Source organism: Streptomyces sp. NPDC029138 (assembly GCF_055564375.1).
The window spans coordinates 52,579-66,342 of record NZ_JBVHWM010000014.1 but is presented as its reverse complement, the minus strand read 5'-3'; the positions used below and the strand labels follow the sequence as shown (position 1 = coordinate 66,342).

Below are 13,764 nucleotides of genomic sequence, written 5' to 3'. Positions count from 1 at the left end.
GAATGGTCAGGCCGTGGCAGGAGCCGTCTTGGACAGTGGCACTGCGGTTGCGGCGGTGGCGGTCAACTCCGGCCGGAAGGCGGCCAGCTCGGGCAGGTCCGGTGTGCGGTTGGCATGCCGGTTGCAGGTGTTGACGGCCTGTCGGAGCGAGGTGTGCGGGGCACGGATGCGGTGCCAGCCGCCGGTGGAGTCCCCGGCGATGGCAAGGCCGCGCAGTTCTGCGGGGATTTGGATGGCGGCGAGGACGGCGTCCGGGGAGATGTCACCGAAGGCCATGTTCGCGGATGTCTCGTCGTTGACGCGGTGCGCGGTGCGGCCGGTGAGCTGGGCGCGGAGCATGGTGATGCCCTTGCCGAGTTCGGAGCCGAAGCGCTGTCCGCAGATTTCCAGGTAGATGCCGGCCGCGCGGCCGAGCTGGGCGAGGCGGACCAGGGCGGTGATGATGCGGTCGCGCCGCTTCTCCTCGTCCTTGCTGCCGAACAGGGCGAGTTCGGCGACCTCATCGACCAGGACCACGACCGGCACCGGCCTCAGGTGTTCGGGCAGGTCCCAGATGTCGGCGGCTATCTCGGCGTCTGGCACCGCCGCGGTAATGCGCTGTTCGGCGCGGATGAGCTGGTAGATCCCTTCCATGCGGGACACGAGCGCGTCCAGCAGTTCGGCGGCGGTGTCGGGGTTGTCGGCGAGGGCGGAGAACCGGCGGGCCAGGGGGAACAGTTCAACCCCCTGCTTGCAGTCGATGCCGACCAGGGCGACGTCCATCGGAGCGAGCCCGGCAACCAGGTTGCGCTGATAGACGGACTTGCCCGACTCGGTGGCGCCGAGGGTGAGGGCGTGTGGGACGGCGCGGTAGTCGCGGTAGTGCACCGAGCCGTCCTCGCGCAGAGCAACCGGGACCCGCATCGGCCGGGTGTCGACCTTGGCGGGCATTTGCACCCGCTTGAGGACGTCGTAGCCGGTCATCCGCACTTCCACGACACCCGAGCGCAGCTCACGCGAGGTGACGCCGTACATAGAGAAGGAGTGGCGAAGCCGGTCCGAGGCGGCGGTGACGTCGAAGGCGTCCTGTCCGGGCCGCAGGCCCAGCCGCAGGACCAGGCCGGTCCGGGTCGGGCGGAAGCGCAGGATGCGCGGCGGTCGGGATTCCGGCATGGGCCGGTTGATGACCCGGGCCAGGGCCAGGCGCCAACGGGAGGGCGGGACCGTCAGCCCGCACGCGTCCATGACGGAGCCGTAGCGGACCAGGACCCGCAGGCTCGCCAGGGTGACGCCGAAGGTCATCCAGTACCAGGCGGGGCGCCGCCACCGCAGGAGACCCGCAGCGGCGACGACCAACGTCAGCGCGACCGTGAAGGCGGTCATGATCAGGCCGCCTTGGAGTTCGCAGCAGCGGCGACGAGGGACGTGACCGCGACTGCTCGGAAGGCGATGCCGTGGCGCTTCTGGCCGTTGAAGTCGTTCTCCCACGGCCGGGCGATCAGGCCCGTGAGCGCGACCGGGGTGCCCATGGTCAGCTCACCGGAGATGCCCGGCTCGGGGACGGTGATGGACAGGATCTCCACCTCGTCGTTCGCCGCGAACATCACGTCCACGGTCATCAGCTTGGCGCCCGTCTCGGCGTCGGTGGCGATCTCACCCGTACGCCGGTCCTTGACCTTGGGCTGCGGAGTCTTGGCGACCATCACGGTCGCGGCGGACGTGTCCACGGGGATCTGACGCATCGTCTTGTCTCCTGTTGCCGCGAGTTCTTGACCGACATCCCGTCGGTGAGATCAGGAGACCGCGAGATGGGGTGGACGCATCACGGCCCCTATGGACGTTTAGGGACGTCTGAGCTACCGTCAAAACGTCCCCACAGGTCCCTGGGAAGGCCACACCATGGCGAACGAGCGGTTACGTGCAGCGATTTCGGCGAAGGGCGAGACGATCCAGTCCGTTGCCGAGCACGTCGGAGTAGACCCCAAGAGCGTCGAGCGCTGGATCACCACCAACCGCACGCCCCACAGGGGGCACCGATGGAAGGCCGCGAGCTTCCTGGGAGCCGATGAGGTCTATCTGTGGCCGTCAGCCGAGAAGCAGGCCGAGAAGGCGAGCGCGTCCGAGCTGATCACGTACTACCCGCACCGTGGTGCGGTACCTGCCCCGCTGTGGTCGTCTCTGATTGAGCAAGCGACGGATCAGATCGACATCCTGGTGTACGCGGGGCTGTTCCTCTTCGACAGCCACCCGGACCTGCCCGACCAGTTGGCCGACAAGGCGAAGGCCGGCGCGCAGGTTCGGATCCTGCTGGGCGACCCGGAGTCGGAGGCTGTTCGCCAGCGTGGCGAAGAGGAGGGCATCGGTGACGACCTCGCGGCGCGAGCCCGAATCACTCGCCGGTACCTGCAGCCCGCCATGTCGACGCCCGGTGTCGAGGTACGGCTGCACGACACGATCCTCTACAACTCCATCTACCGGTTCGATGAGGATGTGCTGGTGAACCCTCATGTGCTTGGCGCTCCCGCGGGGCAGAACCCGGTGATGCATTTCAAGTACCTGCCGGGAGCGCGCACGTTCCGGCACTACATGCGGAGCTTCGACTATGCATGGGAGCGTGGCCGGACGGCGTAGCAAGGCGCGGCATGCGACGCTGAACGCATGGCACGTGTCGACTACTTCAACGATCCGAACGCCCCGAAGGCGAACAGCCTCGTTCCCTCCGTGACCGCCGTGGCCCGCAACGAGGCCGGAGAAGTGTTGCTGATCCACAAGACCGACAATGATCTTTGGGCCTTGCCTGGAGGCGGTATCGACCTGGGCGAGTCAGCCCCCGACGCAGCGGTGCGCGAGACCAAGGAAGAGACCGGGTTCGACGTGGAGGTAACCGGCCTGGTCGGCATCTACACGAACCCCGGACACGTCATGGCGTACGACGATGGCGAAGTCCGCCAGCAGTTCTCCATCTGCTTCCACGCCCGCATCGTCGGCGGCCAGCTGCGGACGAGCAGCGAGAGCAAGGAAGTCGCGTTCGTCGACCCGGGCAAGCTGGACGAGCTGAGCATCCACCCGTCGATGCGCATGCGGATCGAGCACGGCCTGTCTGACCGCACCGAGCCCTACATCGGCTGACGCTTACCGGAGCGATCGTCCGGCAGATGCCGGCGCAGCAACCGGATCGCTGGGGCGTGGTCGTAGCGCTCGGCTACCTGGAGCGGCGTCTCGCCAGTCGAATCGGGCAGTTCCGGGTCTGCGCCGTAGGCGAGGAGCACAGCCGTTGTCGCCACGGTGAGCGGTTCACCACTTTGCAGCGCGGAGTCGCCTTCCGTGTCAATCGCGTGCGTCAGGGGAGTCGCACCGTTGCCTTCGTCAGGGTCTGCGCCGGCATCGAGCAGCCGAGCCAGCAGTTCCACGTCTTGGTGCTCCACTGCGAAGAGCGTCGGAGGCCACCATCCACTTCCGTCGATGATCGCCCGTTGACTCGGCGGCAGCGACATGAACGCCGCGATTCGCCGCTGGGTACGCTCCACCGCAGCGCCGAGGTAGGGCCGCGCTTTGCTGATCGCGTTGTGTACTTCACTGCCCGGTTCGTAGCGGACCAGGATCTCGTCAATGCGGGTATCGAAGTCAAAGGACTGCCCGGCAGGACCGGTCGTCATGTCAGCAAAGATCAGCGCGTCGAGGACCGGGGAGTCTTCCCGCTCGTAGACGGCCAGCTCTGCCGACAGCCCCCGCTGCTCCGCCTCGTACACAGCCCCGGAGTGATGGGCGACCAGCCGCACCAGGCGCGCCGGCGCACCCAGTGCCTCCAGGTGACGGGCGCCGTCGAGGGGATGGAACCCGGTGTCACGGAGTTCGGGGGCGTAACCGATGTCATGCAGCCAGGCTGCGGCGACAAGGAGGTCCCGATCAGCCTCACGCACAGCCGCGGCAGCCTCTTGAGCACGAGCAGCCACCGCCTGAGTGTGCAGCCAGCGGTTCCCGAGCTGAGGAAGCAGTGACTCAGCGAGTGCAGAGGCTCCCTGAGGCGTGTCCAGTGCGGATGGCATACCCGGAACGGTAGTCGAGACGCGCGGTGAGCCGACAGGGCCACGATCGAGCGATGCTGATCGCGGCTGCGGTACAACTTTCTCTACTTCATCAAGGCCCGCGCACGGCGCGGGCGCGCGCCGCCTCTGCGGCGCGGCCTGCCTCCTGTCTTCGCCCCGGCTGGCCGCGCCCGGCGGCGCGCTCGGCGGCTGCGAGCACGAAGTGGGGAGACACCCTCTACGGCTGGGGCGGTCGGCTCCACGGCTTTAGGCAGCCAATTTGGCGCGAGCCTCGAAGATCATGGCCCAAAATCGGGCACTAACGGGCAGGCTTACAAACCTGCCCGATCCGCTGGCCAGCGTAATGGGCCATGATCACTCGCGCCAAATCAGCTCCAGCCCAAAGCCGCTCCGCCAACCTATTCGTTCGCCCCCGGATCAGATCCTTCCTCAGGCTTCTCGATTTCGGCACCGAGTTCGATCTCGATGTGCCCCCTCGTGCGTCCCAAAGCATTAACTGCCGTCACGGACCATGGGATTACCGATGGCGACCCACCTGATATTTCGAACGTCATCAGATGTGCGGTAGGCAGAGAAAGGGTCTCCTCAGCCCTAAGGCTGGCCACGTCGCACACGATCGTGTCCCCTTCTATTCGCAAGTGAACGTCGGGAACGCGGCCAACGGGAGCGATATCCCGGATGTTTATGATATTGCTCTGAATAAGCGAATAATCCTCGCCGAGAGGCTTTGGCCTGACAGGCGCTTCGAAATCGTCACCGGTGTAATCCTCGGCCAAAATAGCCGAAATGCCTTTAGGGAGGTCGAGTTCGACCCTCACTTGCTGATAGCTGCGCTCTTGAGGGTTTTTCAGCCGCAGTTGCAGCAGCCCGAAACCCTTCCTTGCGTATGACTGCATGGCTACATCCAAGACATATCTCCTGTAGCTGAGCAGGTACTCCTCCGCTTCCCTGGCATAGTCATCTTCGGATCGACGATCAAAACTTGCCGAGGTGATGAAAGGGCTCTGCGAGGCAGGGCGTCGCCTTTTCCCCTTGTTTAGAATCGTCCTCTCCTTGTTGAGCAGTGACTCCACTGCTTCTTCGAGCCATGGCCAACGTGGCACCTCCACCGGGTTATTCACGGCTTCGAGTGACAGCGATTGACGCTCCTCGGAGGATTGCATCCTTTGGGAAAGGCGCAGCACCTCGCCGGGCCCTGCCACCACTGTCTGGGCGGTCCTGCGAACGAAAATCATGCCAGCGTAATACTTGTCAAAATCCTTATGAAGAGTGTGGATAGGGTCACCGTCCCTCGGTGGATCAACGGCGATAACTAGGACTTCTTTATCGTTAACCTTGACGTATGAGGGGATCCATTCAGGGCCCTGTGGCCCCAAGTATGGCCTAATCCCAGATTCCAGGTCCGCCAGGTCAATGGTGGTTACTCCAGTAACGGCTCCAGGTTCGACTCCAACCAGGATGTAGCCGTAGCCATTGGCCGCTTGTGAGCTTTTCTCTACCGATCGATTCGCCATGGCAAGGATGTGGCGTGCCAGAGTGACTTTGGTTTGCTTTTCGCTCAGGTTGTAGCTCGATTTCCACTCAATCCAGTCATTCTCATCATGTTCGCCTGCAAGCTTGACGGCTTCTACTAGCGACCGAAGTTGCAGCGGGGTGCGGAACGCTTTGCTGTGGTCGACATCCAATGCCATGTGTCAAGTATGTGTCGTGACCAAGCTCGGTGCATGACCTTTGCTGCCTTAGCTATCGGCGAGTTAGACGCCTGCAGATGTGCGACGCACTGCCGAGGGGCGGGATCACCGGGCGCTGCAACCGACGGCAGTGACGACAATGGCCTGGGCGTTAGCGACACTCAGCGTCGGGCAAGGTGGTGGCCGCGAGGCGCTGGGCCTCCAGGCCGGAATCCGACCGCTGCGAGCCGGGGCAATGCCGTCCCCGGGGCCGTCCGTGGGCCGTCCGAGGTCGACCAACGCTGACAGACCGCACCAGCGGGTGACCACCCCCACCCTGCTCTGGCCTGGGCTCCCGGCGATGATCTGCCACACTGGTCGTGTTATGCCTGCACCCGGAGATTGCTCATCGCTAGGCATACTCAGTGACGAACTCCGGGCGGTGCGTGGCTTGGTAGTCGTCGAGCGCCCGGCGAAGCATGGCGGCCCCGCGGGGAACGCCGGCCGCGAGCTGGTTCCAGCCGAGGAAGCGCACATGGTCTGGGATGCTGACCAGTCCGGTGATTGCGTCCCAGAAGGCAGCCCAGTTCATGCCGTAGAAGTCCGGGAGGCGCAGCTCCCGCTTCAGAAGCAGGTGCAGGGCGCGCTCGTCGGTCACCTCGCTGACGTCAATGGTGATCACGGCGACATGCTTGCATGCGGTCGCAGCGTTCTGACATCCACGAGTGACATCGACGGCAGCGGACGGCGGCGGCAACCGGCGGTCGTGTGCGGTAGCAGTGCACGAGGCGGGCCCCCGCCGGATCGGGTGGAGAACGAACTTGTAAAGCGAAGGTCGTCGGTTCGAATCCGACAGGGGGCTCCGACAGCCCGGGCGGGACCGCTTCCCACCTGGGCTTTCTCATGGCAGCAGGCGGGCGATCTCCAGTTGTCGGGCTTCTGGCGGGCGGCCGTCCTCGATGTCCCACAGGGCGTTCTGGAGGAGGCGGCCGAGGGTCCAGGCGCGGGTCCGGGCGCGGTCCAGGCCGAGGATGTCCGTCATCGCGTCGAAGCGCCAGCGGACCTCGGCCGCGTCGAAGCGGTTGTCCAGGGCGGGCCACAGTTCGAAGCCGGGGTCGCCGGCCAGCGGCTTGGGGTCGATGGCGAGCCAGTCGGCGCGGTCGGCGGCGAGGACGTTCTCGTCGTGCAGGTCCCAGTGGAGCAGCCGGTCGCCGGGCTCCGCCACGACCTCGCGCACGGCGGCCGCGCAGTCGGCGACGACCCGGCGGGCCTCCGGGTCCGGGACGCGCTTCAGCGCCCGGGGGGTCCGTTCCAGCATGGCTTCGGCGATGTCGCCCAGGCGGCGCAGGCCGGGCGGGGCCGGGAAGGAGGTGAGGTGGGCCAGCAGGCGGGCGATGACCAGGACGGCCTCGCGGGTGTCGCCGAGGCCGGCCAGCATCCGGGACTCGTCCAGGCGCTCCAGGAGCATGGTGCCGGTGGCCGGGTCGTGGTCCAGGAGCCGTACCGCCCCGTCGCCGTCCCACACGCGCAGCGCGACCGGTTCGCCCACGCTCTCCTCGTCCGTCAGCTGGAGCTTGAGGACCGCGCGGAGGCCGTCGGCGCGGACGACCGGCAGGACCAGGGCGCTGACGCCGTTCATCGACGGTCCGTCGAGCGTGAGCCGCCAGCGACGGAGGAAGTCGGCCGCGAGGTCCGGCAGCGCGGCGATGAACGCCCGCCCCGCCGCGCCGTTGTACGTCTCCTGTGCCTCCGCCAGCTCACCGGGGATGTCGATCACGCGGCGGACGATACCGGCGTGCGTGAATCGGCTCATGCGAATTCACCGGGGCCTGAGCGGGGTGTGGGCGTATGTCCGCGGTGCTCCCGGCACGTACGTGTGGCTGGGAATCCTGGTCGTGACGACCGTCGCGCTGCACCACATGTCGCCGGAGTTCGAGGAGCACTTCCTGCGGCGGCGGTCGACGAACATCCATGAGCTGTCCCGCAATCCGGTGCGGGTGCTGGTGGCCAGCGCGATGTGGATCGAGAGCGGGCACTGGGTGCCGTACGCCTTCCTGTACACGGTGTTCCACGCGCCGGCCGAGCGCTGGCTGGGCACGGCCCGCTGGCTGGCGGTGTGCGCGCTCGCGCACGTGCTGGCCTCGCTGATCAGCGAGGGGCTGCTGCTGGAGGCGATCCGCCGGGGCATGGCCCCGCACTCGGCGGTGAACACGCTGGACATCGGGGTGAGTTACGCGCTGGCCGGGGTGATGGCGGTGCTGGTCTACCGGATCGCGGCGCCGTGGCGGTACGCGTATCTGCTCGCGGTGCTGGCCGTGTTCGGGCTGCCGCTGGCCGCCGGGCCGACCTTCACCGACTTCGGTCACCTCGTCGCGGTGCTGATCGGTCTCGCCTGCTATCCGCTGGTCAGGGGCCGCGGAAAAGCATGGAATCCGAAGGAGACACTGGCCGGGCTCAGGGGTTAACGTCCCGGCCATGAGCAGCTCGGCGAGCAGTGTCGTGAACGGTGGCATCTCCTTCTGGTACGCGGACGACGGCATTCCGGCGGTGCGGGAGCCGCTGCCCGGGGACGCGTCCGCCGACGTCGTGATCGTGGGCGGCGGCTACACGGGCCTGTGGACCGCGTACTACCTGAAGAAGGCCGCCCCCTTCCTGCGCATCACCGTCCTGGAGCAGAAGTTCTGCGGGTACGGCGCCTCCGGCCGCAACGGCGGCTGGCTGTACAACGGGATCGCGGGCCGGGACCGGTACGCGAAGCTGCACGGCCACGAGGCCGCCGTTCGGCTCCAGCGGGCGATGAACGACACCGTGGCCGAGGTGATCGCGGTCGCCGAGGCGGAGGGCATCGACGCCGACGTGCACCGGGGCGGCGTCCTGGAGGTGGCCACCACCCCGGCGCAGCTGGCCCGGCTGAAGGCGTTCCACGCGCACGAGCTGTCGTACGGCGAGAAGGACCGGGAGCTGTACGGCGCCCGGGAGACCGCCGAGCGGATCCGGATCGCGGACGCGGTCGGCTCCACCTGGACCCCGCACGGGGCCCGGCTGCACCCGGTGAAGCTGGTCAAGGGGCTAGCGGCGGCCGTGGAGGCGCTCGGCGTGACCATCCACGAGTCGACGCCGGTGACGGAGATCCGCCCCAAGCACGCGGTCACCCCGTACGGCACCGTCCGCGCGTCCTACGTCCTGCGCTGCACCGAGGGCTTCACCGCCTCCCTCAAGGGACAGCGGCGGACCTGGCTGCCGATGAACTCCTCGATGATCGCGACCGAGCCGCTGACCGAGGAGCAGTGGGCGGCGATCGGCTGGGCGGGCCGGGAGACCCTCGGCGACATGGCGCACGCCTACATGTACGCCCAGCGCACGGCGGACGGCCGGATCGCGCTCGGCGGGCGCGGGGTGCCGTACCGCTTCGGTTCGCGCACCGACAACGACGGCCGGACGCAGGCGGCGACCGTCGAGGCCCTGCGGGAGATCCTGACCCGCTTCTTCCCGTCCCTGGCCGGGGTGCGGATCGAGCACGCCTGGTCGGGGGTGCTCGGTGTGCCGCGCGACTGGTGCGCCACGGTGACGCTCGACCGCTCCACCGGCCTCGGCTGGGCGGGCGGCTACGTCGGCTCCGGCGTCGCCACCACCAACCTGGCCGCCCGCACCCTGCGCGACCTGGTCCAGCGGGACTCCGGGCAGGGCGGGCGGACCGAGCTGACGGAGCTGCCCTGGGTGAACCACAAGGTCCGCAAGTGGGAGCCGGAACCCTTCCGCTGGCTGGGCGTCCAGGGCATGTACGCCACCTACCGCGCCGCCGACCAGCGCGAACGCCTCCACCCGGGCGCGGAGTCCTCGCGGCTGGCGAAGGTGGCGGACCGGGTGGCGGGACGGCACTGAAACCCGGGCCGCACGGTGGTTACCCTCGCCCCATGATTCGCACCGCGACCCCCGCCGACGTCCCCGTCATCCACACCCTGATCCGTGAACTCGCCGCGTACGAGAAGGCGCCCGAGGAGGCGCGGGCGAGCGAGGAGCAGCTGCGGGAGGCGCTGTTCGGGCAGCGGCCGGCCGCGTTCGCGCACATGGCGGTGGACGAGGGGAGCGGGGAGCCGGTGGGGTTCGCGCTGTGGTTCCTGAACTTCTCCACCTGGCGGGGGGTGCACGGCATCTATCTGGAGGACCTGTACGTCCGCCCGGAGGCGCGCGGCGGCGGCCACGGACGGGCGCTGCTGGCCGAGCTGGCGCGGATCTGCGTGGAGCGCGGGTACGAGCGGCTGGAGTGGTCCGTGCTGAACTGGAACCAGCCGGCGATCGGCTTCTACGAGGCGCTGGGCGCCCGGCCGCAGGACGAGTGGACGGTGTACCGGCTCACGGACGAGTCCCTGACCGCGCTGGGCTCGGCCGGCTGACACCTCACCGGTGGTGGGGTGGCCGTGGCGGTGGTCCGGCGGCCACAGGTCGTCCGTGGCCGGTCGCGCGTTCCCCGCGCCCCTCGGGTGGGCGAGCCGCGGCTTGCTCAAGGGACGCGGGGCCGGATGGCCCCCGCACGTACCCGCCGCCGTCCGTCAGGGTTCCAGTACGACCTTTCCGATCGTGCTCCGGCCCTCCAGCGCCCGGTGCGCGGCGGCGGCCTCCGCGAGCGGGAAGCGGGTGACGGCCGGGCGCAGCCGGCCCTGGGCGGCCTCGGCGAGGGCACGCAGCTCCAGTGCGCGCAGGCCGCCGGCCCGCTCCAGCATCGCCGGGCCGAGCACCGACTCCGAGAGGCCCTCGACGTGGTACCCCTGCCCCCGCCCGATGCCCTCCGCCGACCAGCCGAACACCAGGTGCCGGCCGCCGGGGCCGAGCAGGGCGACGGCCTCCCGGGCGACCTGGCCGCCCACGCCGTCGTAGACGATGGAGGCGGGCCGGCCGCCCAGGTGGGCGCGGACCTTGGCGGGCCAGTCGGGGTCGGTGTAGTCGACGGCGAGGTCGGCGCCGCTCGCGCGTACCCGGGCGGTCTTCTCCGGGCCGCCCGCGAGCCCGATCACGGTCGCCCCGGCGTTCTCGGCGTGCTGCACGAGCAGCGTGCCGATGCCCCCGGCCGCGGCCGGTACGACCACCACGTCGTCCGGTCCCGGCTCGGCGAACTGCGCGATGCCCAGCGCCGTACGACCCGTGCCGATCATGGCGACGGCGGCGGCGAAGTCCAGCTTCTCCGGGACGTCGTGCACACGCTCGACCTCGGTGACGGCGCGTTCGGCGTACCCGCCGGGCGCGAAGCCCAGGTGGGCCACCACCCGCCGGCCGAGCCACAGGCCGTCCACGCCGTCACCGAGCGCGTCCACGACGCCCGCGACCTCCCGGCCGGGCACGGTCGGCAGGCGGGGCGGCTCGGGCAGCGGGCCCCGGTGGCCCTCCCGCAGGGCCGCGTCGAGCAGGTGCACGCCGGCCGCGGCGACCGCGATCCGCACCTGGCCGGGGCCCGGGGCGGGGTCCGGGACCTCCTCGTAGGTCAGGTTCTCGGCCGGACCGAAGGCGTACAGGCGGACGGCGTGCATGGGACCCCCAGGGAGACGAGGCTCGGCGTACTCCCCACCCTCCGACCTCAAGCGCGCTTGAGGTCAAGGGCGGGCCGGCCGAGGATCAGGGACACCGCCGCCACCGCGCTGTTGAACGACACCTCCGCCAGCACGCCCGGCGCCGCCACCTGGTCGCCCACGAGGTAGACCCCGTCGCCGCGGTCCACGGCGGGCCGGTCCCGCCAGCTGCGGCCCGGCAGGTCCACGGCCCCCGTACGGCCGTCCGCCACGGCCTCCCGGCGCCAGGTCACCCGCTCCCGCCACCCCCGGAACCCCAGGTCGAGCAGTTGCTCGGCGCGGGCCACGCCGTCGGCCCGGGCCTGGCCGGGCCCGACCGGGAACTGCCCCTGGACCAGCTGTTCCCCGGCCGGCGCGAGGGACGGGTCCTGCGCGGTGAAGCGCTCGATCCAGCCCGGCGCGTCCAGGTCGGAGACGGCGAAGGCGTCCCCGCGCCGGGTGCGTACGGCGAGGTCGAGGAGGACGGTACGGCCGCTCGGCCACTCCAGCGAGTCGTCGCGGAGCAGCCGCCGGGCGGCGGGCAGACCGGTGGCGACGACGACCGGGGTGTCCTCGGGCAGTTCGTCCACCCGGGCCCCGGTCTCGATCCGCACACCCATGTTCCAGGCCCGCGCGGCCATCCGGTCGATGACCCCGCCCCAGCCGCCGCGCGGATAGTGCGCCTCCGGCGGCAGCTTGGCGGCCCGGCGCAGCCGCTCCTGCACGAAGGCGGCGGACAGGCCGCCCGGATCGTGGTGGAACAGTGCCACCGCCGCGTAGTGGGCCGCCGCGCGGGCGCCCTCCTCACCGGCGATCCCGGTCGCCCAGCCGAGGAAGTCGGCGTCCACGGGGGCCGGACCGACCCGGCGCCGCAGCAGCTTGAGCATGGCGAAGGGCGGGGTGCGGCGCAGCACACCGTGGTGGCGCAGCCGCAGCCGGGCGGCCTCCAGGGGCGGCAGCGCGGCGAGCGGGCCGATCAGGTCCCGCTGCCTGAGCCAGGCCCAGTGCGGGCCGCCGGCGTAGAGCGCGTGCGGGCCCTCGTTGGTCCGGTACGGCCCCTGTGCCGTCCGGGCCCGGCCGCCCAGGGTGCCGTGGGCCTCGTACACGGTGACCCGGGCGCCGGCCTCGGCGGCGGTGATCGCGGCGGTGAGTCCGGCGAAGCCGCCGCCGATGACGGTGATGTGGTGCGTGGGCTTGTGCATGGTTCTCCCTGAGGTCGGTGCACCTGCTCGGGAGTACGACGGCCGGCGTCCCGCCGGTTGTGACATCCCGGGTGTCTGCCCAGCTCAGGGCTGATTGTCAGTGGCGGGGTGCAGCATGGGCGCATGGTGAGGCGAGCGACGGGAAGCCGGCCCGCGGGCCGGGCGGCGGTGCGGGGCGCGCGGCGGCCGGAGGTGCGGCTTCCGCCTCTGGAGCCCTGGACCGAGGGGGAGTTGGAGCCGGACGGAGACTATGACGGGCTGGAGTTCCGGGAGCTGGATCTGGCCGGGCAGGACGGCGCGGGCGCCCGGTTCATGGACTGCGCGCTGACGGGCTGCGCGGTGGACGAGACGGCGCTGGGCCGGGCCCGGGTGCTGGACTCGGTACTGACCGGACTGCGCGGGGTCGGGACGCGGTTGGCCGAGGCCACGTTCAGAGACGTCGAGCTGGTCGACGCGCGTCTGGGCGGCACGCAGCTGCACGGCGCCGTGCTGGAGAGAGTCGTGATCCGGGGCGGCAAGATCGACTACCTGAATCTGCGCGAGGCCCGCCTCAAGGACGTCGTCTTCGAGTCCTGCGTCCTGGTCGAGCCGGACTTCGCGGGCGCGCGCCTGGAGCGGGTGGAGTTCACCGACTGCGCCCTGAAGGGGGCCGACTTCGGCCGGGCGACCCTGACGGACGTCGACCTGCGCGGGGCCGCTCCGCTGGAGATCACCCGGGGTCTGGACCGGCTCTCCGGCGCGGTGATCGGCACCGGGCAGCTGCTGGACCTGGCCCCGCTGCTGGCGGGGGAGCTGGGCATCCGGGTGGAGGACTGAGCGCTCAGGGCAGGCGTGGGAAGCGGGCCTGGAGGGTCCAGATCGCCGGGTTCTCCGCCAGGTCCTCGTGGAGGTCGACGAGGTCCGCGAGCAGGTCGTGGAGGAAGTCGCGGGCCTCGCGGCGGAGTTCGGCGTGGGAGAAGGTCAGCGGGGACTCCTCGGCCGGCATCCAGTCGGCGGTGATGTCGACCCAGCCGAAGCGGCGCTCGAAGAGCATGCGGTCGGTGGACTCGGTGAAGTCCAGCTCGGCCCGCTGCGGCCGGGCGGCGCGGGAGCCCATCGGGTCCCGGTCCAGCCGTTCCACGATGTCGCACAGCGCCCACGCGAAGTCCAGCACCGGCACCCATCCCCAGGCTGTGGACAGCTCCCGGTCGGTCTCGGTGTCCGCGAGATAGACGTCCCCGCAGAACAGGTCGTACCGCAGCGCGTGGACGTCCGCGCGGCGGTAGTCGGTCTGCGGGGGGTCCGGGAACCGGTTGGAGAGGGCGTAGCCGATGTCGAGCACGGGGGA

15 protein-coding genes are annotated in these 13,764 nt (G+C 69.9%); 6 read left to right on the top strand and 9 right to left on the bottom strand.

Annotated features, from left to right (window positions below; all coding sequences use genetic code 11):
- Nucleotides 1-6 precede the first annotated feature (6 nt).
- Together ACZ4WH_RS14980 and ACZ4WH_RS14975 are read right to left on the bottom strand one after the other, a co-directional pair.
- Nucleotides 7-1,362, bottom strand: a complete 1,356-nt coding sequence (locus ACZ4WH_RS14980) for an FtsK/SpoIIIE domain-containing protein (protein WP_468180337.1) — start codon at nt 1,360-1,362, stop codon at nt 7-9.
- Nucleotides 1,363-1,364: 2 nt separating this feature from the next.
- Nucleotides 1,365-1,721, bottom strand: coding sequence for an SCO3933 family regulatory protein (locus ACZ4WH_RS14975; RefSeq protein ID WP_468180335.1), 357 nt, complete (start codon nt 1,719-1,721; stop codon nt 1,365-1,367).
- A 157-nt stretch (nt 1,722-1,878) separates the two neighbouring features.
- On the opposite strand from ACZ4WH_RS14975, the gene ACZ4WH_RS14970 reads away from it, so the two are divergent.
- A complete protein-coding gene (locus ACZ4WH_RS14970; protein ID WP_468180333.1) occupies nt 1,879-2,610 on the top strand; it encodes an XRE family transcriptional regulator in 732 nt (243 codons plus the stop codon).
- Nucleotides 2,611-2,637: 27 nt separating this feature from the next.
- Complete coding sequence (locus ACZ4WH_RS14965; RefSeq protein ID WP_031098699.1) at nt 2,638-3,108, top strand: NUDIX hydrolase; 471 nt, start codon at nt 2,638-2,640, stop codon at nt 3,106-3,108.
- Here ACZ4WH_RS14965 and ACZ4WH_RS14960 read toward each other — a convergent pair.
- The 4 genes from ACZ4WH_RS14960 to ACZ4WH_RS14945 all read right to left on the bottom strand — a co-directional run bounded on the left by ACZ4WH_RS14960 (nt 3,096) and on the right by ACZ4WH_RS14945 (nt 7,508).
- Nucleotides 3,096-4,025 carry an ankyrin repeat domain-containing protein gene (locus ACZ4WH_RS14960; RefSeq protein WP_468180331.1) on the bottom strand — a complete coding sequence of 310 codons (930 nt, stop codon included), beginning with the start codon at nt 4,023-4,025 and terminating at the stop codon, nt 3,096-3,098. The two genes, ACZ4WH_RS14965 and ACZ4WH_RS14960, sit on opposite strands and share 13 nt — an antisense overlap.
- Nucleotides 4,026-4,423: 398 nt before the next feature.
- Nucleotides 4,424-5,716, bottom strand: a complete 1,293-nt coding sequence (locus ACZ4WH_RS14955; RefSeq protein WP_468180329.1) for an AlbA family DNA-binding domain-containing protein — start codon at nt 5,714-5,716, stop codon at nt 4,424-4,426.
- Nucleotides 5,717-6,107: 391 nt separating this feature from the next.
- Entirely contained in the window at nt 6,108-6,377 is a 270-nt protein-coding gene (locus ACZ4WH_RS14950) for a barstar family protein (RefSeq protein WP_468180328.1), read from the bottom strand.
- Between the two features lie 219 nt (nt 6,378-6,596).
- Nucleotides 6,597-7,508, bottom strand: a complete 912-nt coding sequence (locus tag ACZ4WH_RS14945) for an aminoglycoside phosphotransferase family protein (protein WP_468180326.1) — start codon at nt 7,506-7,508, stop codon at nt 6,597-6,599.
- On the opposite strand from ACZ4WH_RS14945, the gene ACZ4WH_RS14940 reads away from it, so the two are divergent.
- From ACZ4WH_RS14940 to ACZ4WH_RS14930, 3 genes are read left to right on the top strand one after another with little or no spacing between them, the layout of a single operon-like run.
- The gene (locus ACZ4WH_RS14940; RefSeq protein WP_468180324.1) at nt 7,507-8,160 is read left to right on the top strand and encodes a rhomboid-like protein; all 654 of its coding nucleotides are present in this window, start codon (nt 7,507-7,509) and stop codon (nt 8,158-8,160) included. The genes ACZ4WH_RS14945 and ACZ4WH_RS14940 overlap by 2 nt on opposite strands.
- Nucleotides 8,161-8,170: 10 nt before the next feature.
- Nucleotides 8,171-9,577, top strand: coding sequence for an NAD(P)/FAD-dependent oxidoreductase (locus ACZ4WH_RS14935; protein WP_468180322.1), 1,407 nt, complete (start codon nt 8,171-8,173; stop codon nt 9,575-9,577).
- 32 nt (nt 9,578-9,609) lie between these two features.
- Nucleotides 9,610-10,089 carry a GNAT family N-acetyltransferase gene (locus tag ACZ4WH_RS14930; RefSeq protein WP_468180320.1) on the top strand — a complete coding sequence of 160 codons (480 nt, stop codon included), beginning with the start codon at nt 9,610-9,612 and terminating at the stop codon, nt 10,087-10,089.
- 156 nt (nt 10,090-10,245) lie between these two features.
- On the opposite strand, the gene ACZ4WH_RS14925 is transcribed toward ACZ4WH_RS14930, so the two are convergent.
- Together ACZ4WH_RS14925 and ACZ4WH_RS14920 are read right to left on the bottom strand one after the other, a co-directional pair.
- Nucleotides 10,246-11,217 carry a zinc-binding dehydrogenase gene (locus ACZ4WH_RS14925; RefSeq protein WP_468180318.1) on the bottom strand — a complete coding sequence of 324 codons (972 nt, stop codon included), beginning with the start codon at nt 11,215-11,217 and terminating at the stop codon, nt 10,246-10,248.
- Nucleotides 11,218-11,264: 47 nt separating this feature from the next.
- Nucleotides 11,265-12,437 (bottom strand): FAD-dependent oxidoreductase, encoded by a 1,173-nt coding sequence (locus ACZ4WH_RS14920; RefSeq protein ID WP_468180316.1) that lies wholly within the window; start codon nt 12,435-12,437, stop codon nt 11,265-11,267.
- Nucleotides 12,438-12,560: 123 nt separating this feature from the next.
- Here ACZ4WH_RS14920 and ACZ4WH_RS14915 point away from each other — a divergent pair, with 123 nt between their 5' ends.
- Nucleotides 12,561-13,253, top strand: coding sequence for a pentapeptide repeat-containing protein (locus ACZ4WH_RS14915; RefSeq protein ID WP_468180313.1), 693 nt, complete (start codon nt 12,561-12,563; stop codon nt 13,251-13,253).
- Nucleotides 13,254-13,257: 4 nt separating this feature from the next.
- Here the strand turns inward: ACZ4WH_RS14915 and ACZ4WH_RS14910 are convergent, their stop codons facing one another.
- Nucleotides 13,258-13,758: a hypothetical protein gene (locus ACZ4WH_RS14910; protein WP_468180311.1), complete on the bottom strand. Its 501-nt coding sequence runs from the start codon at nt 13,756-13,758 to the stop codon at nt 13,258-13,260.
- Nucleotides 13,759-13,764: the final 6 nt, after the last annotated feature.

Bases quoted from the DNA above. Each gene is read 5' to 3' on its own strand.
- ACZ4WH_RS14960 (WP_468180331.1), bottom strand. From the start codon at position 4,025: ATGCCATCCGCACTGGACACGCCTCAGGGAGCCTCTGCACTCGCTGAG.
- ACZ4WH_RS14975 (WP_468180335.1), bottom strand. From the start codon at position 1,721: ATGCGTCAGATCCCCGTGGACACGTCCGCCGCGACCGTGATGGTCGCC.
- ACZ4WH_RS14920 (WP_468180316.1), bottom strand. From the start codon at position 12,437: ATGCACAAGCCCACGCACCACATCACCGTCATCGGCGGCGGCTTCGCC.
- ACZ4WH_RS14970 (WP_468180333.1), top strand. From the start codon at position 1,879: ATGGCGAACGAGCGGTTACGTGCAGCGATTTCGGCGAAGGGCGAGACG.
- ACZ4WH_RS14935 (WP_468180322.1), top strand. From the start codon at position 8,171: ATGAGCAGCTCGGCGAGCAGTGTCGTGAACGGTGGCATCTCCTTCTGG.
- ACZ4WH_RS14965 (WP_031098699.1), top strand. From the start codon at position 2,638: ATGGCACGTGTCGACTACTTCAACGATCCGAACGCCCCGAAGGCGAAC.
- ACZ4WH_RS14930 (WP_468180320.1), top strand. From the start codon at position 9,610: ATGATTCGCACCGCGACCCCCGCCGACGTCCCCGTCATCCACACCCTG.
- ACZ4WH_RS14945 (WP_468180326.1), bottom strand. From the start codon at position 7,508: ATGAGCCGATTCACGCACGCCGGTATCGTCCGCCGCGTGATCGACATC.
- ACZ4WH_RS14980 (WP_468180337.1), bottom strand. From the start codon at position 1,362: ATGACCGCCTTCACGGTCGCGCTGACGTTGGTCGTCGCCGCTGCGGGT.
- ACZ4WH_RS14955 (WP_468180329.1), bottom strand. From the start codon at position 5,716: ATGGCATTGGATGTCGACCACAGCAAAGCGTTCCGCACCCCGCTGCAA.
- ACZ4WH_RS14940 (WP_468180324.1), top strand. From the start codon at position 7,507: ATGCGAATTCACCGGGGCCTGAGCGGGGTGTGGGCGTATGTCCGCGGT.
- ACZ4WH_RS14915 (WP_468180313.1), top strand. From the start codon at position 12,561: ATGGTGAGGCGAGCGACGGGAAGCCGGCCCGCGGGCCGGGCGGCGGTG.
- ACZ4WH_RS14925 (WP_468180318.1), bottom strand. From the start codon at position 11,217: ATGCACGCCGTCCGCCTGTACGCCTTCGGTCCGGCCGAGAACCTGACC.